Origin of the sequence: Mesoflavibacter profundi, from assembly GCF_014764305.1 — a bacterium.
Lineage (GTDB): Bacteria > Bacteroidota > Bacteroidia > Flavobacteriales > Flavobacteriaceae > Mesoflavibacter > Mesoflavibacter profundi.
This window is the reverse complement of the sequence record NZ_CP061703.1, coordinates 2,954,893-2,978,285: the sequence shown is the minus strand read 5'-3', so window position 1 is coordinate 2,978,285 and position 23,393 is coordinate 2,954,893. Positions and strand designations below refer to the sequence as shown.

The window sequence follows — 23,393 nt, the reverse complement described above, 5'->3', positions numbered from 1 at the left end:
TTTACAACCAATTCAATAATTGTTTTAAAGATTTTAATTTTCCTTTATAAGGCGCATAACGTAAGGTAATATCTAACCAATTTCCTTTTTTTACTACAGGTTTAATGTGACTAAATGTATTAAAAGTGTGTTTACCATGGTAGGCTCCAATACCACTATTGCCAACACCACCAAAAGGTAATCTGTGATTTGCAAAATGTATAATTGTATCATTAATACATCCGCCACCAAAAGAATATTGTTTGATTAATTGTTTTGCTTGCGCGGAATTTGTACTAAACACATACAAACTTAATGGCTTAGGATATGTGTTAATTATTGTATCTATCGTGTTAATGTTGTCATAAGCCAATACAGGTAAAATAGGACCAAAAATTTCATCTTCCATCACTTTGCTATCTAAACTTGGTTGATCAATAACCGTTGGAGAAATATAATAGTCCGTTAGGTCATGATTTCCACCAATTATGCAATTTTGGTCTACTAACATTTCGGTTAAACGATTAAAGTTTTTTTCGTTTATTATTCTAGCAAAATCTTTTGATGTTTTAGGTTTATTAGTAAATGCATTAGTAATTTCTTCTTTTAAAAAATTATAAAAATCATTTTTAATGCTTTGGTCTATTAAAATGTAATCTGGAGCAATACACGTCTGTCCTGCATTAACAAATTTTCCCCAAACTATTCGTTTTGCAGCTAATTTTAAATTAGCACTTTTATCGATAATACAAGGATTTTTACCTCCTAATTCTAATGTAATAGGCGTTAAATTAGGTGCAGCAGCTTTGGCAACAATTTTACCAACACCAACGCTGCCTGTAAAGAAAATATAATCCCAAACTTGATTTAAAAGTTGTGTTGAAGTGTCTACGCCACCTTCAATTACCGTTACAAATTCTGGAGGAAAAACATGTTTTATAATTTTTGAAAGTAGAGTAGACGTATTTGGTGTAAGTTCACTCGGTTTTAGTACAACGGTGTTTCCTGCTGCTACAGCTCCAATTAGCGGAGCTAATGCAAGTTGATACGGATAATTCCAAGGAGCGATAATTAACACCGTTCCGTAAGGTTCTTTATAAATAAAATCTGATGAAGGAAAATTTAATAAACTAGGAAAAACACGTTTTGGTTTTGCCCATTTATCAATGTGTTTTAAGGTGCGTTTTAAATCTTGTAAGACTATAGCAGTTTCTGTTATAATAGATTCAAATTCTGGTTTTTTAAAATCGTCATAAAGCGCTTTAACAATATGATCTTCTTGTTTAATTAATTCTGATTGAAGTTGTTTTAGCAATTGCTTTCTGTAGGCAATAGTTTTAGTTTTTCCGGTTTTAAAAAATTCTTTTTGAGAGTTTACAATAGCTTCAATCATGCCTTATTTCTTTTTAATAAAAATAAGAATTATTAAACTAAATACAGGCGTCCCAAACAGGATCTTTTGGTAATGGCGCTGTAATATCTAATTCTTCTTTAGAAACAGGATGAATAAATTTAATATTTCTGGCATGCAGACTTATACTAGCGTCTTTGTTACTTCTATCAAAACCATATTTTAAATCGCCTTTTATTGGGCAACCAATAGTAGATAATTGGGTACGTATTTGATGATGTCTACCAGTTTCTAAAGTGATTTCTAGCAAATAGAAATTATCTAGTTTTTTGATAATTTGATAGCTTAAAACAGCTTTTTTACTGTCTTTAACTTCAGTTGGATGTGCGTAAGATTTATTGTTTTTAGAATTCTTTTTTAACCAATGTACAAGTCTATCTGAATCTTTTTTAGGTTTATTTTTAACTAAAGCCCAATATGTTTTTGTAATATCTTTAGTCGCAAACATCTTGTTTAGTCTTGGTAATGCTTTGCTAGTTTTAGAAAAAATTACCAAACCAGAAGTAGGTCTGTCTAATCGATGAACTGTTCCTAAATAAACATTTCCTGGTTTGTTATATTTATCTTTTAAATACGACTTGACTACATCGCTTAATGGTTTATCACCAGTTTTATCTCCTTGTACAATATCTCCAGCACGTTTATTAACGACAATAATGTGATTGTCTTCGTGTAAGACTTGTAGGTTGTTTTTATTGGATAGATGTTTCGAATTTTGGATCACTAGATGGTTAGATTAATATTGCTCTTTATCACTAGGAAAGTCGACTGTTTTTACATCTTCAACATACTGCGATATAGCATTAGTCATATCATCAAAAAGATTCATGTAGCGACGTAAAAATCTTGGGTTAAACTCATGCGTCATACCAACCATATCGTGTAATACTAATACCTGACCATCAACGCCATTTCCAGCACCAATACCAATAACAGGAATAGAAACACTTTCTGCAACTTCTTTAGCTAATTTTGCAGGAATTTTTTCTAAAACAATAGCAAAACAACCAGCTTTTTCTAACATTAAAGCATCTTCTTTTAGTTTTTCGGCTTCAACTTCTTCTTTTGCTCTAACAGTATACGTCCCAAATTTATATATAGATTGAGGTATTAAACCTAAATGTCCCATTACAGGTATACCTGCATTTATAATACGTTTGATAGATTCCTTAACCTCTTTTCCTCCTTCTAGTTTAACAGCATGTCCGCCAGATTCTTTCATGATTCTAATAGCAGATCTTAAGGCTTCTTTCGGGTCACTTTGGTAAGTTCCGAAGGGTAAATCTACAACGACTAAAGCACGTTTTACAGCACGAATTACTGAAGATGCATGATAAATCATTTGGTCAAGTGTAATTGGTAACGTGGTTTCGTGACCAGCCATTACATTACTTGCCGAATCACCAACTAAAATAACGTCTACACCAGCACCATCTACGATAGTAGCCATAGTATAATCGTAAGCGGTAAGCATAGAAATTTTTTCGTTATTAGCCTTCATATCGACTAATGTTTTTACTGTAATTCTTTTATATTCTTTTTTTGCTGTAGACATAATCTTTTTTTTGATAGACTGTAAAAATACTAAAATAAAGGCGTTTTGCTAAATTTTTCTTTTCACTGAAAATCTTATATTTACGATAAATAGTTTTTAAGATGAAATCAATTATTTACGTTATTCTGCTATTAATTTCTGTTGAAACTTTTTCGCAAAGTGAAGCTGAAGTACAAAAAACTATTGAAACGTTTTTTGAAGGTTTTCATAAACAAGATTCTACACTATTAAATCAAGTGGTTTATAAAGATGTGACGTTACAAACAATTGCGACAAATAGAGAAGGAAAAACCATTTTACATACCGAAGATTATTCGAAATTTATAACTTCAATTTTATCAATTCCTAAAAATCAAAAATTTGAAGAAAAGTTATTAGGTTTTGATATTAAAATTGACGGAAATATGGCAAATGCTTGGACACCTTATCAGTTTTGGTTTAACGACCAGTTTAGTCATTGTGGCGTTAATTCATTTCAATTAATTAAAGTTGATAATGCTTGGAAAATCTTCTTTTTAGTTGATACGAGACGAAAAGATTGTACTATGGACTAGCATATTGAAAACACAGTTATAGAATAGGCATAACCATTTTTAAATTCTATGTAATATCCGCCATCATCATTTTGCCAAAAATATCGATTTGGATAATTGATATTTGTTCTAATATAGCTTGCGTATTTTTTTATAAAATTTAATTCTGAAATAGTGTGATCTATAATATTATTTTGGTTGATTTTAAATTTAAAGTTTTTAGATAATTGGATGTAATCTATATTGGCTAGGTTTTCTTCTTTGTTAACCGATAAGTTTATGTTATCATAAAAATAAAATAAGTTACTGTAATAAATACCGCACTCATCTTGCATATTTTTAACATCTTTAGGTTCTCCAAAAGTTTTAATAGCCTCACTTAATTTTACAAATTGATTTTTTACGCTTATTCCTTTAATAATAAAGTCTGCGTTTTTAATAAAATCTTCTATTTCTGAATCATTTTTTTTATTCAATTGACCCAAAGCATATTCTATAAAAAATTGACTGTTTTTAATTAGCTTTTCGTCTTTTATTTCTACAGCTAAATTATTTAGAATCTGATAAGCTTCTTTAAGGTGTGTTTGATTACTGTTCCATGATAGTTCTACAATTCGTTCAGCAATTTTAAGTCTATTTTTAAAATCTTGTTCTTGGATGTTGTTATACTTCTCTACTAAATTGTTATGTGTAGGTTTTTCTCCTAAAAATTGTCTTTGAACAAATCTACTATTCGTGATATTAACCCAACTTTTTGGATCTACAGGAAGATATTTTACTGGAACTGCTTGTCCGCAAGAAAGTTTTCCAACAATTTCTGAATCTAAACTAGGTTTATTTCTAATTCTTAAAGACGCAACAGTAATATAACTATGATAGTTACCAAAATTACTGTTTGCATTACTTATAGGATTATCTTTTAAGATATTAGATCTCTTGGAGCTAGTATATTTATCAGAAAGATTTTTAGTTAAAATGTAGCCTGTGTCTAAATTATCGGTTTTAATATTTGACCAACCATTGCCTAAAGATTCAATCAATACTACCGAAGCATTAGGTTTAAAATAACCTAATTTTTTTGAACTAGAATCGGCAGTTTTAAATAAGTAAGACTCGGTATTTAAATACTTGTTATTTTGTGCATTTACTTGAAAAAAAGCAATAACAACTGTAAAGATGATTAATTTAAATTTCATAATTTTAACAATCAGATAAACTTACTCTAACTGCTAATCCACCTTCGCTGGTTTCTTTATATTTAGTATGCATATCCTTAGCGGTTTCCCACATAGTATCTACTACTTTGTCTAGTGGTACTTTTACATTTTTAGGATCTGTATCTAAAGCTAATTCGGCAGCATTAATGGCTTTAATTGCGCCCATACTATTACGTTCTATACAAGGAATTTGTACTAATCCACCAATTGGATCACAGGTTAGACCTAAATGATGCTCCATTGCAATTTCTGCAGCAATCATCACTTGTTCTGGCGTACCACCAAGTAACTCGGTTAAAGCACCAGCAGCCATAGCAGAAGATACGCCAATTTCAGCTTGACATCCGCCCATTGCAGCACTAATAGTTGCACCTTTTTTAAAGATGCTACCAATTTCACTAGCTACTAAAAGAAAACGCTTAATGTCGCTAAAATCGCCATCATGATTTTCAATAACCATATAATACATTAGCACTGCAGGAATTACACCAGCACTTCCGTTAGTTGGTGCTGTTACTACACGACCTAAAGATGCATTAACTTCATTTACTGCTAAAGCAAAACAGCTAACCCATTTAAGGATTTGTCTAAATTTTACTTCACTTTCTCTTATACTTTCTAACCATTCTTGCGGTGTTGTGTAAGGCACTTCGATATTTAATCGTTTATGTGTATCGTAGGCACGTCTTCTTACATTTAATCCACCAGGAAGATTGCCTTCGGTATGACAACCAATAAACATGCATTCTAGCATGGTTTGCCAAATGCGATTTAATTCAAAATCAATTTCTTCGTCCGTACGAAGTGATTTTTCGTTTTCAAGAACAATTTCTGAGATACTAAGATTTTCTTTATGACAAAATTCAAGTAACTCGGTTGCTTTGTGAACAGGATAAGGAAATTCTTTTAGCAGTTCTACATTTTCTTCATGTACGGTTCGTTCTTCCTTTACTACAAATCCGCCACCAATAGAGTAGAAGGTAGACTCATGCGTTTCATTTTCCGCGAAAGCGGTAAACTTTATTCCATTAGCATGAAAAGGTAAAAACTCTCTATTAAAAATAATGTCTTTTTCTGGATTAAAAACTAAAACCTTTTCATTGTTTAAAACTATTTTATGTGTGTTAGAAATAGACGCAATCACTATATCTATGGTATCTGTAGGAATACGTTCTGGATCTGCACCACTTAAACCAAGCATGACTGCTAAGTCTGTAGCATGACCTTTACCTGTTAAAGATAAAGAACCATAAAGATCTACTTTTACTGAATTTATTTTATCAAAAAAATTATCGGCTTTAAGTTCATAAATCCAGCGTTCGGCAGCTCGCCAAGGACCTAAAGTATGAGAGCTTGAAGGACCTACGCCAATTTTAAGCATGTCAAAAACAGAAATACATTCCATAGTCTTACGAAAACGTTTTAGAGCAGCAAATATAGAATTTTTATGTCTCCTTCAATTGTTAAAACTTATAATATTTAAAACATGAAATATGACATCGTGTCAGTAAAAATGTCTTGGCATATTAATTGACTTAATGAGACCGAATTAAGTTTTTAAAACACAACAAAAAAAAATAAATTATATAAAATTATGAGTAAGATTATTGGAATCGATTTAGGAACAACTAACTCTTGCGTTTCTGTAATGGAAGGTAACGAACCAGTAGTTATCCCTAACGCAGAAGGTAAGCGTACTACACCTTCTGTTATCGCTTTTGTTGAAGGCGGAGAGATAAAAGTTGGTGATCCAGCAAAACGTCAAGCAGTAACAAACCCAACAAAAACGGTTTATTCTATTAAACGTTTTATGGGTAACAAATATTCTGAGTCTAAAAACGAAGCAGAACGTGTACCATATAAAGTAGTAAAAGGTGATAACGATACACCTCGTGTAGATATTGATGGTCGTTTATATACGCCACAAGAATTATCTGCAATGGTACTTCAAAAAATGAAAAAAACAGCTGAAGACTACTTAGGACAAGACGTAAGTGAAGCAGTAATTACTGTACCAGCTTACTTTAATGATAGTCAACGTCAAGCTACTAAAGAAGCAGGAGAAATTGCTGGTCTTAAAGTTAGACGTATCATTAACGAGCCTACAGCAGCAGCTTTAGCTTATGGATTAGATAAAAAAGGAACAGATCAAAAAATTGTAGTATTTGACTTTGGTGGTGGTACTCATGACGTATCTATATTAGAATTAGGAGATGGCGTTTTTGAAGTATTATCTACAGACGGAGATACACATTTAGGTGGTGATGATGTAGATGAAAAAATCATTAACTGGTTAGCAGACGAGTTTCAAGCTGAAGAAAACATGGACTTACGTAAAGACCCAATGTCTTTACAACGTTTAAAAGAAGCTTCAGAAAAAGCGAAGATAGAATTATCATCTTCTGAGCAAACTGAAATTAACTTACCATACATCACAGCTACAGCAAGCGGACCAAAACACTTAGTGCGTACATTAACACGTAGTAAATTTGAGCAATTAATAGACGATTTAGTAAAACGTACTATAGAGCCATGTGAGTCTGCATTAAAATCTGCAGGATTAAGTAAAAGTGACATTGATCAAATTATCTTAGTTGGTGGATCTACACGTATTCCAGCAGTACAAAAAGCAGTAGAAAGTTTCTTTGGTAAAGCGCCAAGTAAAGGTGTAAACCCAGACGAGGTTGTATCTTTAGGAGCAGCAATACAAGGTGGTGTATTAACAGGAGATGTAAAAGACGTATTATTATTAGACGTAACACCATTATCATTAGGTATCGAGACTATGGGTAATGTATTTACTAAGTTAATCGAAGCAAATACAACAATCCCAACAAAAAAATCTCAGATTTTCTCTACCGCAGCAGATAATCAGCCATCAGTAGAAATCCATGTATTACAAGGAGAACGTGCTATGGCGGCAGATAATAAAACGATTGGACGTTTCCATTTAGACGGAATTCCACCAGCACAAAGAGGTGTACCACAAATTGAGGTAACTTTTGATATTGATGCTAATGGTATTATTAAAGTATCTGCAACAGATAAGGCAACAGGAAAATCTCAAGATATTCGTATTGAAGCGTCTTCTGGTTTAACTGAAGACGAAATCCAAAAGATGAAAGCTGACGCTGAAGCAAATGCAGAAGCAGATAAAAAAGCAGCAGAAAGTGCTAAGAAGTTAAACGAAGCAGACTCTATGATTTTCCAAACGGAAAAGCAATTAAAAGAATTTGGTGATAAATTATCAGACGATAAGAAAAAGCCAATTGAAGATGCTTTAGAAGAACTTAAAAAAGCTTACGAAACAAAAGATTTAGCAGTAATCGAGCCAGCGTTAGAAAAAATTAACGAAGCTTGGAAAGTTGCTAGCGAAGAAATGTACAAAGCACAACAAGAAGCACAAGGAGCAGCTGGTGCTACTGACGCTGGTGCAGGCGCACAAGGTCAAGCAGCAGACTCTGGTAACGATGTTGAAGACGTAGACTTCGAAGAAGTAAAATAAGCTTGAAGTCTTTAGACGGAAAATAGAAGTAAAAAAAAGGTTGCCTATTTAGGCAGCCTTTTTTTAATGGAAAAAAATTTTACTTACTGAGAATTCAGGAATTTATCTAATAAAAACACAACCTTAATGGTTGTGTTTTTTTGTTTTAAATTTATTTTTTTAAATCCTATCCAACCTTTTTTAAATGTAAAGCGTTTATATAGATAGAGAGCAAAACTAATGACAAAAATAAGACCTATTAATCAAACCGATACTTTGCTTATTCGATTAGCTAAAAAAGCTAATAAGAAGGCGCAATTATCTATATACGACAAGTATTCTGCAAAGATGCTTGCGGTTTGTAGGCAATATATAAAGGATTTACATTTTGCAGAAGATGTTATGATAACAGCGTTTCATAAAGTGTTTTTAAATATAGAATCATATCAACCTTATGGTAGTTTTGAAGCATGGATAAGACAAATTATGGTTAGAGAATGTATTTCTTATTTAAGAATACAGAAAAACAAATTTAACGTTGTAGAGATTGAAGACAATCACTTTTTACATCATGAACAACAAGATTTTACAAATAAAGATAGAATACAATTAGCAATAGATAATTTACCAATAGGATGTAAAACAGTTTTTAATTTATATGCTATAGAAGGATATAAACACCAAGAAATAGCAGAAATGTTAAACATAAGTTTAGGGACATCTAAATCTCAGTTATCGCATGCAAGAAAACTGCTTCAAAGTCAGTTAGAAAAATTTAATACAAGCAATAATGGAACCGAATAATATAGATCAATTAATTAAACAACATCTAAAGGATAAAGAAGTTGTTCCTTCTATTCAAGCAAGAGAAAAACTAAGTGAGCTTATAGATACATCTAAGCAATCTAACCGTAAACAAATATGGTTTAGATTAAGTATTGCAGCTAGTTTAATTATAGGGTTATTTATATTTAAACAGTATGTTTTTAATCAAACAACTAGTATCAATCCAAAAGTAGATTCTCAAGATGTTATCATTGTAGATCAACAACCTAAACCTACTATTGATAAAGAATCAACGCCAAAAAATAACAACAATCAGAATAAAGAAAACACAAGTAAAACTGAAAAAGCTTCAATAACCAAAAACAAAGAAAAGTCTTCTAAGCACTCGCAAATCGCATATTCTAAAACTGAAACTAAACAGAATGAAACAATAAAGACAAAAACAGATAACAATATTGTACTTAATGATTTAGAATACGTTAAAATTGATGAGGATACTCTTTCAATTAAACCTAAAATAGACACACAAAATACTTCTATAAACACATACATTACACCTAATGCATTGCTAGCGTCTTTAGATGATAATCAAAATACAACTATAGAAGATACACTTAAGCTTAAACCAACAAACTCTAACTATGTAAATTCTGATAGATTACTTTTAAATACAGAGAAGCAACTGTTTTTTGATGAATCTAAAGGAACTCTGCAAAAAATTTCAAAACATTACAAATCAATTAAAACAGCTGTTGTAAACAGAAACAACAATTAATTAATTAACCTCTTAAAAACAATAACTATGTTAAAATATTCAATTTTAATAGTGGCATTCCTATGCGCTATTCAGATCAATTATGCACAAGAAACCAGTTTCGAAAAAAACGCACAAATCATTGCAAAACGCATAGATTCTATTACCAATACAGAAAAAATTCAACTAAAAAGTAAAATAAAAAAGATAGACAAACAACTAGAAAAAAATAAGATTACAGAAGAAGAAGCTAAAGCAAAAAAACAAGAGTTTGCTAGTTACCATGCGCAAAAAATTAACGAAGGTGTAGCTAAGCAAGAGCAACTAATGCAAACGCTAATTAAAAATAAAGTTAACGGAAATTTAGAGCCAGATCTAATTGAAGACAATAATCGTTACAAACTATTTAAGTCTTTTTCTGATGAAAACTATATTAAAGATTCATTAACTGGCGCTAGAATAGAAAAGCGATTTACAACTCAAATCGTTGCTGCGTTAGGTGCAAATTTCCCTAGCGAAAATGGTTATAAAAATCATCCTATTGGTGATGGAGAAGTTGGTTTTTCATTTAAATACCGTTTAAAAGAAACATCTACACTTTGGAATTTAAAATTTGGTATGTCTGTATTAGTTAAAGAGTATAAGCCAGAACAAGACAATTTCATTTTTGTGAAACAGAATGGACAAACCTTATTACAAGATTCTGGATTAGATTTAAAAGATGCAAAACTTACTTCAGGGTATTTTACATTACCAGTACATTTAGAATTAGATTTTTCTAAACCAGAATACGATAAAGATACCAATCAAACAGTGTTAAGATCACAACGCGGATTTAGACTTGGTATTGGAGGATATGTTGGCTTTAGATACTTTACACAACAACAAATAAGATATAATGACAACGGTAAGAAAGTAACTATTACTGAACGTGATAACTTTAACCAAAATAATTTTGTCTACGGACCAAGCGCATATATAGGTTATAGAGATGTTAGTATTTATGCAAGGTATGATGCACAATCTTTATTTAAAAACAATACTAATAATCTTAATAGTTTAGCATTAGGTTTAAGAATAGATTTAAATTAAAAGTTCATTTTTTGTTTTTTATTAATGTTAGTCAAAACGCAATTTTTATCAATTGCGTTTTTTTGTTTTTATAAACTACATTTGCACAAAACAATGCTAATGACTTTTTCTAATAAAATAAAAGCAAATTATCAACCCAAACGCCTTGCTGTAAAATTAAATGCAAAAGGAGAACAGTTTGTGGTAAAAGGTCATCCTTGGGGATTTTCTAACAGTATTGTTAAGATAAATGACGATGCTAAAACTGGAGATTTAGCTATCATTTTCAGTAAAAACAAAAACAAAGTCATAGCATTAGGTTTGTTTGATGCTAATTCGCCTATACGTATTAAAATCATTCATAATTCTCAAGACAAAGTTGAAGTCAACTCCGCTTTTTTTCATCATAAAATAGAAAAAGCATTTACATTAAGGCAACCGTTATTGCAAACCAATACTAATAGTTATCGCTTATTGTTTGGTGAAAATGATGGTTTCCCTGGGTTAATTGCAGATGTGTATGACAAAGTTTTGGTAGTTAAATTGTATTCTGAAATCTGGCTACCTTATATAGAAACCATTATTCCTAGTTTACAACAAATTTCTAAAGCAGAAACTGTAGTTGTTAGATTAAGCCGAAGTTTAGAAAATTCATCTAATCACCAATTAAAAGATGGCGATGTTGTTTATGGCGAATTACATAATGAAGTTGTAGAATTTGTTGAACACGACGTAAAATTTTCAGCTCACGTCATTAAAGGTCACAAAACAGGTTATTTTTTAGATCATCGTGCTAATAGAAAACAAGTAGGAGAGTGGAGTAAAAACAAAACCGTAATAGATGTGTTTAGTTATGCTGGCGGATTTTCGGTACATGCATTGTATAATGGCGCAAAAGAAGTAACCAGTTTAGATATAAGTAAACAAGCGCTGGAAGTTGCTGTTCAAAACGGAAAATTAAACGATTATACAGGAATACATAAAACCATTGCAGGTGATGCTTTTGAAGCACTTAAGCAACTTATTAAAGACAAGAAAACGTTTGACGTCGTTGTTATTGATCCGCCAAGTTTTGCAAAACAAGCGTCAGAGATTGATTTAGCAAAAAAGAAATACGCACAATTAGCCCAATTAGGAGAGCAACTTACTGCTAAAAAAGGACTATTAGTTTTAGCCTCATGTTCTTCTAGAGTTGTTCCTCAAGCGTTTTTCGATATTAATAAACAGGTTTTGCTAGATAGTAATAGATCGTTTAACCTAATTTTAAAAACAGGACATGACATTGATCATCCTGTAACCTTTCCAGAAGGAGAATACCTTAAATGTGGTTATTATAGATTTCAAAACTAAAAAGTGTTATGCATGCATAATATTTTTTGTATATTTATGCGATCAAATAAACTGATAAATATGCAAACTAAACTTACAGAGTTACTTAATATAAAACATCCTATTATTATGGCGCCAATGTTTTTGGTGTCTAACGTTGCAATGGTTAAAGAAGCAATGAATTCTGGTATTGCTGGATGTATACCAGCATTAAACTATCGTACTTTAGAGGAATTAAGAGCAGCAATTAAAGAACTTAAAGCTAGCAAGCCTGAAGGTGGTGCATTTGGTTTTAACTTAATTGTAAACAAATCAAACCCTAAAGCTAAAGCACAATTAGATGTCTTATGCGAAGAAGGTTGTGATTTTATTTTAACCTCTTTAGGTAATCCAAAAGAAACTATAGAACATGCTCACAAAGTCGGTATAAAAGTGTTTTGTGATATTACCGATTTACGTTTTGCTCAAAAAGTAGAAAGTTTAGGCGCAGATGCTGTTGTTGCAGTTAATAACCAAGCTGGTGGACATAGAGGAAATATCTCACCAGAAGAATTAATTTCAACTTTAAAAGATAATTTAAATATTCCTGTCATTTCTGCTGGTGGCGTTGGCTGTAAGGCAGATATTGATAAAATGTTAAGTTATGGTGCTGTTGGCGTATCTGTTGGAAGTCCGTTTATAGCCTCAGTAGAAGCTGGTGTCACAGATGAATATAAGCAAGCTTGCGTAGATTATGGTGCAAAAGATATAGTTATGACCGAACGTATTTCTGGGACACCATGTACAGTCATTAATACACCTTACGTTAAAAAGATTGGTACTAAAGCCACTTGGATAGAAAACCTGTTAAACAAGAATAAAAAATTGAAAAAATGGGTAAAAATGATTCGTTTTTCAATAGGAATGAAAGCTACCGAAAAAGCAGCTAAAAAAGCAACTTACAAAACGGTTTGGGTTGCAGGTCCAAGTATAGAACACACAAAAGAAATTTTGCCTGTAAAAGACATTATTGCAAATCTTGTCTAAGATGAAATACTTATGCTTAATCCTAGTCTTAATAGTCTCTTGTGCAAAAAAAGAGACTATAAAAACTGGTGATGTTATTTTTAGAGAACCAATAACAACTAGTCAACTTTCTGAAGCTATAAATGAAGTCACGCAAACCCAAAAAGTGACTAATTATACACATATGGGAATTTGTTTTATTGAAAACGATTCGGTAAAAGTGATACATTCCGATGCAGATTTAGGTGTTGTAATTCAATCGTTACAAGTGTTTTTACAACCAGAAGATTCTACAACGTATTTTGCAGATGTTTACCGTATAAATCAGCTTGAATCTGCTCAAGCTTCAAAAGCTATTAGTAATGCAAAAGCGTTGGTTGGTCAGCCATACAATACCACTTATGTTTTTGAAGATGAAGGTTATTATTGTTCAGAATTAGTCTACGAAGCCTTCAAAGATCATCAAGTGTTTCAATTAGAACCAATGACCTTTAAAGATCCTAAAACCAATCAATTTCACGAAGGTTGGATTAGTCATTATAAAGCATTAAATATCGAAATTCCCGAAGGTAAATTAGGTTGTAATCCTAACGGAATGGCTAATAACAAACACCTAACTTTAGTAGAAAGCTTTAGAAATTAGTTAATAAAATATTAATTTCTAAAATTGATTTTTTAAGGTTTTTTAAGTTTTGTACCTTGTATAAAACCAACTAAAACCCTTAATGAAACGAATTGTATATTTTTTTATATTTCTTCTAATAATAGCGTTAGGCTTGCTGTATTGGTCAACTTCGTCTACAGACCAAGTTTTTAAAAAGTCAGAATTAATCAATATTAAAAACATCAATTCGGTAGATTTTAAAACTAAAGATTCTGTGTTAGTTGCAGCAAGCGATTTGTATCAAGCAGATGAGGTTAAAAAACTAATGCAAGGCGAGCAATATCGTAAAGCTTGGTCAACACCTGTAAAAGTACCAGTTATGTATTTAGATACATTATTTGGTGGCGTTTCTATAGAAAAAGAAGGTGGCGGAAAACAAACCCATTCTTTAAAATTAAAAACTAAAAATAATATCGAATTAACGCTGCGTAGCGTTAATAAAGATCCAGAAGTTTTAATTCCGGAATTTGCAAAAACTTTAGGGTTAGAAAATATTGTGGTAGATGGTATTTCGGCACAACATCCTTACGCAGCTATTTTGGTGGCAAAATTGGCAGAACACGCTAAAGTACATCACACAAATCCTAAATTAGTTTTTGTACCAAAACAGAAAACACTAGATAATTATAATTTTAAATACGGAAATCGGTTATTTCTTTTAGAATATGAAACTGAAAGCAAAACTAACTGGACAAAAGAAAATAATGTCGTTGAAATTTTAGATACAGAAGATTTACAAGAGTTAAAATTAGAACAAAAAGAGCAACTTACTGTAGATAAAAAAGCATTGATTCGCGTCCGACTTTTTGATTTATTAATTGGCGATTGGGACAGACATACTAAACAATGGGGCTGGATTGTAAAACAAGAAAATGAAGTGCTAAAAGCGATACCAATTGCAGGAGATAGAGATAACGCATTTTTTTGTGTAGATGGTGTTTTACCAACCATACTTTCTGATAAAAATGTAGTTCCAGAATTAAGACCATTTAAATCAGAAATAGATTTTATGCCAGGTTTAGTTTATCCTTTTGATCAATATTTTCTTATAAATACTTCAGAAAAATTATTTATCGAGCAAGCAAAACAGCTTCAGCAATTATTAACCGATGAGGTTTTAGAACAATCGTTGTCTGTTTGGCCAAAACAAATAGCAGAAATAGATGGAGAAGAAATTATCTCGAAAATAATATCAAGACGTAACCATTTAATAGAATATGCCAAGCAATTTAAAGCCGAAATTGATAAAAAAGGTATAGTAAATCAGCCATTAAAAGGCTCGGAAGACATTAACTTGCCTGAAAAATTATTACAGTGTTTTGAGTGTAATAATTAAAATTCTTCTAAAATAGTTAGTAAATTTACAGCTCAAAATTATAACAATGCAATACACAAAAGAAGAAGTGCTAGCACAAGCCAATAAAGCTAGTAAAAATACATTAATGGAAACTTTAGAAATAGAAATGGTAGATTTTGGACCAGATTTTTTAGTTGCCAGAATGCCGGTTACTTCAAAGGTACATCAACCAGATGGTGTGTTACATGGTGGCGCAACAGCAGCGTTGGCAGAAAGTGTAGGTAGTTTTGCATCGGTTATTTTTACAGACTCTAATTTAATGGTTAGAGGCTTAGAAATTACTGCAAATCACGTGAAAAGTATTAGAGAAGGATTTGTGTTTGCAAAAGCAACATTTTTGCACAAAGGTCGTACAACGCAATTGTTGGATATTAGAGTTACGGATCAAGATGAAAACTTAATTTCTATCTGTAAATTATCAACTATTTCTTTACCAAAAAAGAAGTAATTAATGCAGCAATCGTTTTTCAATCAATTACAAAATCGTTTAGTAAATCAGTTACCATTCGTAGCGTATCGTAAGCCAAATGAAATAAATATAACTGCTATTTTACAGAAGAATGACGCTGTAAATTATTGTCAAGATTTTACTAATTCTGGTTTTGTGTTTTCACCTTTTGAAGATATTGAAAACGCCATTATTTTTCCTTTAAATGAAAGTGAAATTATTGAATTTAAAGATGAAATAATTTTAGATGAAACGGAACATTTTCAGCCCAATTTCAATCTAGTTAATAGAGAAGAAGCAAAGCAATTTCATATTAATTTAGTTGAAAATGCTGTAAAAGCAATTAAAAACGAAAGTTTTAAAAAAGTAGTCGCTTCCAGAGTAGAGCAATCGTCATTTAATGGTTCAGAAACTATTTCACTATTTAAAAGATTGCTAAATAACTACAAAACCGCTATGGTCTATTGTTGGTACCATCCAAAAGTAGGTTTGTGGTTAGGCGCAACACCAGAGACGTTATTAAAAATTGAAGGTAACCGTTTGCAAACAATGTCCTTAGCAGGTACGCAACCGTATGTAAATACAACAGATGTTACTTGGCAAAATAAAGAAATTGAAGAGCAACAATTTGTGACCGATTTTATTGTAGATAGCCTTAAACCATTGGTAAATAGAGTAAGTACTACAAAACGACAAACGATTAAAGCTGGTCAGTTACTACACTTACAAACAAAGATTTCGGCAGTTATTGATAAAGCTAATTTCAACTTTAAAAATGTTTTAAAAGCGTTACATCCAACGCCAGCAGTTTGCGGATTACCAAAAGCGCCAGCAAAAGATTTCATTTTAAAAAATGAAAATTATAATCGTGAGTTTTATACCGGTTTTTTAGGCGAACTTAATTTTACGCAAACAAAATCAAGAAATACCAACCGTAAAAATGTAGAAAACAACGCTTATCAAAGCATTAAAACCGTCACTAATTTATTTGTCAATTTACGTTGTCTTCAAATAAAAAATAATCAAGCATTAATCTACGTTGGTGGCGGAATTACAAAAGATTCTAATCCAGAAAAAGAATGGGAAGAAACCGTTGCAAAAAGCTTAACGACTAAAAGCTTACTTTAGGCAAGATTTCTTTTAAAATCAAATTCATTTAGACTTAAAAATTGCGTATTTTTGTAAGTAGAATGAAGTACCCAAAAATTCCTTTAGCACAGACCGTTGTTCAGCTTTGTAAAGCTAAACAGATTCAACATATTATTTTATCACCAGGTAGTCGTAATGCGCCGTTAACTATAGGTTTTACGCATGACGATTATTTTAAATGCTACAGCATTGTAGACGAGCGTTGTGCGGCATTTTTTGCTCTTGGTATTGCACAACAAATAAAAGCACCAGTTGCAGTTGTTTGTACGTCTGGTAGTGCTTTGTTAAATTATTATCCAGCAATTTCAGAAGCGTTTTACAGTCATATTCCTTTAGTAGTTTTAAGTGCAGATCGACCTAAATATTTGGTTGGTATTGGTGATGGACAAACTATAAATCAAAAAGACGTATTTAAAAATCACATTCAATATTCGGCCAACTTAAAATTAGATTTAGACGAAAAAAAATCTAATACACAAGAGGATTTGCCAATCATGAAAAGTATTGAAAATAGGATAGAAAACTTTTTAGGATTACAGCAAAGTATTCAAGACTATAATGAGTTGGAGATTAATAAAGCCATTAATATTGCTTTAGAAAATGAAGGTCCAGTACATATTAATATTCCGTTTGACGAGCCACTTTATGAAAGAGTAGATGCGCTTACAGTTACTCCAAAAGTGATACAACCTAATGTTGAAAATGTAGTTGAAACCGATTATCAGTCTTTTGCTAATATTTGGAATTCGTCTAAAAGAAAACTGGTTCTTGTTGGTGTTTTAAGCCCAAATTCTATAGAGCAAAAATATATCAATCAATTAGCCGAAGATGATAGTGTTTTAATAATGACAGAAACCACGTCAAATCTTCATCACCCAAAAATAATTTCTAGTATTGATAAATTAATTGCTGCACTAAATACAGAAGAATTTGAATTACTAAAACCAGAAATTGTTTTAACATTTGGCGGTTTAATTGTATCTAAAAAAATAAAACGATTTTTAAGAGATTATAGCCCAAAACACCATTGGCATGTTGCAAAAAACGGAGCAAATAACACGTTTTTTGTATTAAACAAGGTTTTTAAACAATCTGAAAATTCATTTTTAAGTTCGTTTTTACCACTAACAATAGCTTCTAAAAGCGATTATCAACCGTTTTGGTTAAACCAATTTAAAATTAGACAAGACAAGCATAAAATCTACTTAGATACGATAAGTTTTTCAGATTTAAAGGCGTTTGATAGCATTTTAAGCGCGATACCAAATCAGTATCAATTACAAGTTAGTAATAGCTCTACGATAAGATATTTGCAATTATTTGATGTAAATCCAACCTTAGACGTTTTTTGTAATCGCGGTACAAGTGGTATAGATGGAAGCACAAGTACAGCAATTGGTGCTGCAGTAGGACATACAAAACCAACGCTATTTATTACAGGCGATTTATCTTTCTTTTATGATAGTAATGCTTTGTGGAATAATTACACGCCTAAAAATTTTAGAATTATTGTAATTAATAATGAAGGTGGCGGAATTTTCAGAATTCTTCCAGGACACAAAAACACTCCTAATTTTGATTATTATTTTGAAACTAAACACCATTTAACAGCAGAACATCTTTGTAAAATGTATAGTTTTAAATATGCTAAAGCAACAACAGAAGAAGACTTAAAAACACAGTTACAAGACTTTTTTAAAGATGATAATGCACCAAAGCTATTAGAAATTTTTACGCCTTCAAAGCTTAATGATGAAGTATTATTACAATATTTTCCGTTTGTAAAATAACTTAATCGATAAAAATTGTTTTTAATCGTATTAATTGGATTAATTCTTTATACGAATTAAACTTTTTTAAAAAAATTGTACCTTTAAATAGCTTAAACAAAACATTAATCTTAAAATTATTATTATGAGTAAACGCGATGAGTTAATCACTAAATACGCTGCAGATTTAAAGGACAAATGTGGTGTTAATCCAGATATGGATTTATTAACAAAAGTAACAATTGGTTGTGGTCCTTCAATTTATAATAAAGATGCTGCTACGGTTTCTAGTTCTGACGATAAAGAATTAGCAACGGTTAAAAATAATTTTTTAATTAAAAAATTAGGATTAGCAGATAGTGCAGATTTAGATAAAGCAATAGATTCTGTAATGGAAACTTACGGTAAATCAAATAAAAATAAATACAGAGCAGTAGTATATTACTTATTAACTAAACACTTTAAAAAAGAGTCTGTTTACTAGTAGATAAAAATATATATAAAAAAAGCGTTACAATAGAGTAACGCTTTTTTTATATGCTTACATTTGCAGCATGATACAATTAGGAGAATACAATACTTTAGAAATTTTAAGAGACACAGAACCTGGATTATTTTTAGGAGATAATGAAGGTAATGAAGTGCTTTTACCTAACCGTTATGTGCCTGCACAATTTAATATTGGTGACCAAATTGAGGTGTTTGTGTATTTAGATAATGAAGAACGAATTATCGCCACAACAACAACACCATTTATTAAAAACGGTGAATTTGCAATGTTACGTTGTAACGAAGTTTCTAAATATGGCGCTTTTCTGGATTTTGGTTTAGTAAAAGAATTATTTTGTCCATTTAAAGAGCAAGCTTTTCCTATGAAAAAAGGAGGTTGGTATCTAGTAAGATGTTACATAGATGAAAAAACCGAAAGGTTAGTTGCCTCAAGTAAAACAAATAGATTTTTAGATAACACAACCTTAACTGTAGAACAGTTTGAAGAAGTAGATTTAATAGCTTCTCATCCTAGTGATATAGGAATGAATGTAATTGTAAACGGAAAACATTTAGGCTTAATCTATAATGATAATATTTTCCAAGATATAAGCGTAGGTGATAAGCTAAAAGGTATTGTTAAAAAAATACGTCCAGGAAATAAGTTAGATATTGCATTAGGTCAAATAGGATACAGAAATATAGAACCAAATGCTAAAAAAATCTTAGAAGAATTAGAAGATAATTCAGGGTTTTTAGCTCTAAACGATAAATCTGATCCAGAAGTAATTAAAGATATATTGCAAATGAGTAAGAAAAGCTTCAAAAAAGCAATAGGAACACTTTATAAGCAAAAAACAATTTTAATTAAAGAAGACGGTATATATCTTAAGAAGCAATAGTTTTTTTATTGCAACAATCATTATGGGTTTTGCACCAATTTATAGCATCGTATAAACTGTCAAACCTTTTAATATCAACTTTAGAGAATAGCTTTTCCATCAAAGCATTAAACCAACTATTTTCGCTTTTAGTGACTACTGCATAACCGTTTAGTCTAAAATTATTACGATAAAATTTTAACCAATCAGATGGCTTAACAGAGTATTTATTTACTCTATTAGATATATAACACAAGTTGTAATCATCACCGTAAAATTCTATTGCGGCATCAATTGCATTTTTTGCTTCTTCCCAAGTATATGTTATACCTTCATTTAATTCGGATATAACAATGCCATCTAAAAAGTAAAAAATACCTTGATCTGTAATATGAACATCTAATATTTGGTCTGCTAAGTTAGAATCTGCTATTCTCATTAAAATTAAAAAACAACTAATTTAAGAAGCTTTAGTTTTATGTTGCTCTAAACTGTCTAAAATAGTTTTAGAAAAACTAATAGCTTTACTTAAAGTATTAAAAACATTTACATTTGTATCGCAAAAATAACGTTCTAAAAGTAAATTAGCCCAACTACTTTGACTACTTGTTACAATAGAAAAAGAAACCACATTGCTTTTCTTTAAACTGTAAATTTTTAACCAATCTGTTGGTCTTACAGAGTAAGGATTAATCCTGTTAGAAATGTAAGCAAGGTTTGTTTTTTCTCCATACATTTTTTTTGCTTTTTCTATAACCTCTAAACTTTTTTGGTAGGTTAATGTTGCACCATGATCGATTTCTCCTATCACAATACGATCTAAGAAATAAAATTTACCAATTTCTGTAGTAAAAATTTCTCTTACTTGGTTTTGATTTGGGTTTTCCATAAGAAGATAATTTAGTTGATTATTAAATTTAATAAAAATTAAATAACATACTAATAACTAAATAGTTAAAATTTTAAATAAAAAAAGCTAATATGTTATTATTCATAACATGATTAGCTTTTTTAGAATAACTAATTACTACTTAGGGAATTTATTTTTATTAGAAACTTTCAATTCTTTTTTAGAGAATTTATAAGCTTCTGTTATTGTTTTAAAATCTAAATACGGAATTTTACAAAATTGTTTTTCAAAAGCTAATCCTTTATATGTAAACTGGTTGTAATAGACTGTTACAAATGCTTTCATATTAGGAAAAGTATTGCAAAACTTTTCAAAATCCATAATATTTACAGAGAACTGATTAACTCTATTTGATATATATATAAATGGTTTACCATCAAATTTCTCTGTAATTAAATCTTTATAGTCTAATGCTTCGTTATAATTAACGTGCTTACCTTCATTAATTTCGCTAATTAATATATTTTCAAAAAAAAATATATTTCCTAAACCTAGTTGGTAGCTAGATTTCACCTTTTGGCTATATGCGGAATTCAATAATGTCATATTTGACTAAAAGATTAATAACTAGACAAAGGTATACTTAGTCCCAATCTTTTCATTTTCTGTAACTTAACTTTGAATGGTTAATCGATAAAATACATTTTTTATCGATTATAAATGTTTTATGTAAGAAAACACTTAATTTTATAATATTGAAAATCAATGCTTTATAATTAATGTGTTTCAATTTTTAAATTCAAATTAAACGTGTCTTTACATCTAAAGTAATTGTATATACAGTTATTGTTTTAAAATTATTTAAAAACAGTTTTATTACTTATTTTTATACTCTAAATAGAATTTATAAAACAATGAGTGAAATTAATTGGGTTACAGCCAAAGAATATCAAGACATAACTTATAAAAAATGTGATGGTGTAGCACGTATTGCATTTAATAGACCAGACGTACGTAATGCGTTTAGACCACAAACAACTAAAGAACTATATGATGCATTTTACGATGCAAATGAAGATACATCTATTGGTGTAGTTTTACTATCTGCAGAAGGACCATCATCTAAAGATGGGATTTATAGTTTTTGTTCTGGTGGCGATCAAAAAGCAAGAGGACATCAAGGTTACGTAGGAGAAGATGGTTATCACAGACTAAACATTTTAGAAGTACAACGATTAATTAGGTTTATGCCTAAAGCTGTAATCGCAGTTGTTCCTGGTTGGGCAGTTGGTGGCGGACACAGTTTACACGTAGTTTGTGATCTTACTTTAGCAAGTAAAGAACATGCTATTTTTAAACAAACCGATGCCGATGTGACAAGCTTTGATGGTGGATATGGATCTGCTTACCTTGCTAAAATGGTAGGACAGAAAAAGGCTCGCGAGATTTTCTTTTTAGGTAGAAATTACTCGGCTCAAGAGGCTTACGAAATGGGTATGGTAAACGCAGTAATACCTCATGCAGATTTAGAAGATACTGCTTACGAATGGGCTCAAGAAATTTTAGCTAAATCGCCAACATCTATTAAAATGTTAAAGTTTGCGATGAACTTAACAGACGATGGTATGGTAGGACAACAAGTTTTTGCTGGTGAAGCCACACGTTTAGCTTATATGACAGACGAGGCTAAAGAAGGTAGAGATGCGTTTTTAGAAAAACGTAAGCCTAATTTCCCTAAAAAATGGATTCCTTAAAATGAAAAACTTAAAATATTGGATTTCGGCAATGCGCTTACGCACATTGCCATTATCTATTTCTGGAATTATATTAGCTTCTTGTTTTGCCGAATACAATGGGTTTTTTGATATAAAAATTTTTGTTTTTGCAATATTAACAACGCTTAGCTATCAAATTCTATCAAATCTTGCAAACGATTATGGTGATGGCGTAAAAGGTACAGATAATGAAGAACGCATTGGACCAAAACGTGCCATACAATCTGGTAATATTACCGAAGACCAAATGTTTAAAGCCATACGTTTTAATATTTTAATAAGTATCGTATTAACTGTTGGGTTAATTTTTTACGCTTTTGGATCTAAACATTTCTTCTTAGCTATCCTATTTTTTATTCTTGGTGGACTTGCTGTTGGAGCAGCGATAAAATATACCGTTGGCCAATCTGCTTATGGTTATAAAGGACAAGGTGATATTTTTGTTTTTTTGTTTTTTGGGCTTGTAAGTGTTATAGGATGTTATGTTTTATACGCAAAACGTATAGATCATCTAGTAGTTTTACCAGCAATTAGCGTAGGATTACTAAGTACTGCTGTTCTAAACCTTAATAATATGCGTGATATTAATTCAGATTTAAAATCTAATAAAATGACGTTAGCTGTTAAGTTAGGAGCTAGTAAAGCAAAACGGTATCATTATACAATTATACTACTAGCAATGTTTATTGCTGTAGTATTTGCTATTTTATATTTTACAGGTAGTTTTTATAATTTACTGTTTTTAATAGCTTTTATTCCTTTAGGTTTACATTTAAAAAGAATAAAAACTATTACTAACCCAAAAGATTATGATCCCGAACTTAAAAAAGTAGCATTATCTACTGTTTTGTTTTGTATCCTTTTAGGAATTGGATATTTATTTTAAA

General features: G+C 30.8%; 24 protein-coding genes. 16 read left to right on the top strand and 8 right to left on the bottom strand.

The window, feature by feature from the left end:
* Position 1 precedes the first annotated feature (1 nt).
* From IFB02_RS13375 to panB, 3 genes are read right to left on the bottom strand one after another with little or no spacing between them, the layout of a single operon-like run.
* Positions 2-1,372, bottom strand: a complete 1,371-nt coding sequence (locus IFB02_RS13375) for an aldehyde dehydrogenase (protein ID WP_106688871.1) — start codon at positions 1,370-1,372, stop codon at positions 2-4.
* Positions 1,373-1,409: 37 nt separating this feature from the next.
* Positions 1,410-2,114, bottom strand: coding sequence for an RluA family pseudouridine synthase (locus IFB02_RS13370; protein WP_370520690.1), 705 nt, complete (start codon positions 2,112-2,114; stop codon positions 1,410-1,412).
* Between the two features lie 12 nt (positions 2,115-2,126).
* The gene (gene panB, locus IFB02_RS13365) at positions 2,127-2,945 is read right to left on the bottom strand and encodes a 3-methyl-2-oxobutanoate hydroxymethyltransferase (protein WP_106688870.1); all 819 of its coding nucleotides are present in this window, start codon (positions 2,943-2,945) and stop codon (positions 2,127-2,129) included.
* A gap of 101 nt (positions 2,946-3,046) precedes the next feature.
* On the opposite strand from panB, the gene IFB02_RS13360 reads away from it, so the two are divergent.
* The gene (locus tag IFB02_RS13360) at positions 3,047-3,499 is read left to right on the top strand and encodes a nuclear transport factor 2 family protein (RefSeq protein ID WP_106688869.1); all 453 of its coding nucleotides are present in this window, start codon (positions 3,047-3,049) and stop codon (positions 3,497-3,499) included.
* On the opposite strand, the gene IFB02_RS13355 is transcribed toward IFB02_RS13360, so the two are convergent.
* Positions 3,496-4,674 (bottom strand): SH3 domain-containing protein, encoded by a 1,179-nt coding sequence (locus tag IFB02_RS13355; protein ID WP_106688868.1) that lies wholly within the window; start codon positions 4,672-4,674, stop codon positions 3,496-3,498. The two genes, IFB02_RS13360 and IFB02_RS13355, sit on opposite strands and share 4 nt — an antisense overlap.
* A 4-nt stretch (positions 4,675-4,678) precedes the next feature.
* Complete coding sequence (locus tag IFB02_RS13350; RefSeq protein WP_106688867.1) at positions 4,679-6,100, bottom strand: L-serine ammonia-lyase; 1,422 nt, start codon at positions 6,098-6,100, stop codon at positions 4,679-4,681.
* A gap of 189 nt (positions 6,101-6,289) precedes the next feature.
* On the opposite strand from IFB02_RS13350, the gene dnaK reads away from it, so the two are divergent.
* The 13 genes from dnaK (at position 6,290) to IFB02_RS13285 (ending at position 19,902) form a co-directional block, all read left to right on the top strand.
* Positions 6,290-8,200 carry a molecular chaperone DnaK gene (dnaK, locus tag IFB02_RS13345; protein ID WP_106688866.1) on the top strand — a complete coding sequence of 637 codons (1,911 nt, stop codon included), beginning with the start codon at positions 6,290-6,292 and terminating at the stop codon, positions 8,198-8,200.
* A 219-nt stretch (positions 8,201-8,419) separates the two neighbouring features.
* Positions 8,420-8,983 carry an RNA polymerase sigma factor gene (locus IFB02_RS13340; RefSeq protein WP_106688865.1) on the top strand — a complete coding sequence of 188 codons (564 nt, stop codon included), beginning with the start codon at positions 8,420-8,422 and terminating at the stop codon, positions 8,981-8,983.
* Positions 8,970-9,740: a hypothetical protein gene (locus IFB02_RS13335; protein ID WP_106688864.1), complete on the top strand. Its 771-nt coding sequence runs from the start codon at positions 8,970-8,972 to the stop codon at positions 9,738-9,740. The genes IFB02_RS13340 and IFB02_RS13335 overlap by 14 nt, the downstream gene beginning before the upstream one ends.
* Before the next feature lie 27 nt (positions 9,741-9,767).
* Positions 9,768-10,811 (top strand): hypothetical protein, encoded by a 1,044-nt coding sequence (locus IFB02_RS13330; RefSeq protein WP_106688863.1) that lies wholly within the window; start codon positions 9,768-9,770, stop codon positions 10,809-10,811.
* Positions 10,812-10,910: 99 nt separating this feature from the next.
* Positions 10,911-12,140, top strand: coding sequence for a class I SAM-dependent rRNA methyltransferase (locus tag IFB02_RS13325; RefSeq protein WP_191072864.1), 1,230 nt, complete (start codon positions 10,911-10,913; stop codon positions 12,138-12,140).
* A 60-nt stretch (positions 12,141-12,200) separates the two neighbouring features.
* Entirely contained in the window at positions 12,201-13,145 is a 945-nt protein-coding gene (locus IFB02_RS13320; RefSeq protein WP_106688861.1) for an NAD(P)H-dependent flavin oxidoreductase, read from the top strand.
* Between the two features lies 1 nt (position 13,146).
* The gene (locus IFB02_RS13315; RefSeq protein WP_106688860.1) at positions 13,147-13,767 is read left to right on the top strand and encodes a YiiX/YebB-like N1pC/P60 family cysteine hydrolase; all 621 of its coding nucleotides are present in this window, start codon (positions 13,147-13,149) and stop codon (positions 13,765-13,767) included.
* 82 nt (positions 13,768-13,849) lie between these two features.
* Positions 13,850-15,124, top strand: coding sequence for a hypothetical protein (locus IFB02_RS13310; RefSeq protein ID WP_106688859.1), 1,275 nt, complete (start codon positions 13,850-13,852; stop codon positions 15,122-15,124).
* A gap of 46 nt (positions 15,125-15,170) precedes the next feature.
* Entirely contained in the window at positions 15,171-15,593 is a 423-nt protein-coding gene (locus IFB02_RS13305; RefSeq protein WP_027878851.1) for a PaaI family thioesterase, read from the top strand.
* 3 nt (positions 15,594-15,596) lie between these two features.
* On the top strand, positions 15,597-16,721 hold the full coding sequence (locus tag IFB02_RS13300) for a chorismate-binding protein (protein ID WP_191072863.1): 1,125 nt from the start codon (positions 15,597-15,599) through the stop codon (positions 16,719-16,721).
* Between the two features lie 62 nt (positions 16,722-16,783).
* Positions 16,784-18,532 (top strand): 2-succinyl-5-enolpyruvyl-6-hydroxy-3-cyclohexene-1-carboxylic-acid synthase, encoded by a 1,749-nt coding sequence (menD, locus tag IFB02_RS13295; RefSeq protein ID WP_191072862.1) that lies wholly within the window; start codon positions 16,784-16,786, stop codon positions 18,530-18,532.
* A 124-nt stretch (positions 18,533-18,656) separates the two neighbouring features.
* A complete protein-coding gene (locus IFB02_RS13290; RefSeq protein ID WP_106688856.1) occupies positions 18,657-18,995 on the top strand; it encodes a DUF2853 family protein in 339 nt (112 codons plus the stop codon).
* A gap of 70 nt (positions 18,996-19,065) precedes the next feature.
* Positions 19,066-19,902, top strand: coding sequence for a CvfB family protein (locus IFB02_RS13285; RefSeq protein ID WP_106688855.1), 837 nt, complete (start codon positions 19,066-19,068; stop codon positions 19,900-19,902).
* Here the strand turns inward: IFB02_RS13285 and IFB02_RS13280 are convergent.
* From IFB02_RS13280 to IFB02_RS13270, 3 genes are all read right to left on the bottom strand, one after another.
* Entirely contained in the window at positions 19,889-20,320 is a 432-nt protein-coding gene (locus IFB02_RS13280) for an STAS/SEC14 domain-containing protein (protein WP_106688854.1), read from the bottom strand. The genes IFB02_RS13285 and IFB02_RS13280 overlap by 14 nt on opposite strands.
* Positions 20,321-20,341: 21 nt before the next feature.
* Positions 20,342-20,770 (bottom strand): hypothetical protein, encoded by a 429-nt coding sequence (locus IFB02_RS13275; RefSeq protein ID WP_106688853.1) that lies wholly within the window; start codon positions 20,768-20,770, stop codon positions 20,342-20,344.
* 138 nt (positions 20,771-20,908) lie between these two features.
* On the bottom strand, positions 20,909-21,304 hold the full coding sequence (locus tag IFB02_RS13270; protein ID WP_191072861.1) for a hypothetical protein: 396 nt from the start codon (positions 21,302-21,304) through the stop codon (positions 20,909-20,911).
* 341 nt (positions 21,305-21,645) lie between these two features.
* Here IFB02_RS13270 and IFB02_RS13265 point away from each other — a divergent pair, with 341 nt between their 5' ends.
* The gene (locus tag IFB02_RS13265) at positions 21,646-22,485 is read left to right on the top strand and encodes a 1,4-dihydroxy-2-naphthoyl-CoA synthase (protein ID WP_106688851.1); all 840 of its coding nucleotides are present in this window, start codon (positions 21,646-21,648) and stop codon (positions 22,483-22,485) included.
* 1 nt (position 22,486) lies between these two features.
* A complete protein-coding gene (gene menA / locus IFB02_RS13260) occupies positions 22,487-23,392 on the top strand; it encodes a 1,4-dihydroxy-2-naphthoate octaprenyltransferase (RefSeq protein ID WP_106688850.1) in 906 nt (301 codons plus the stop codon).
* The last annotated feature ends 1 nt before the right edge of the window (position 23,393 follow it).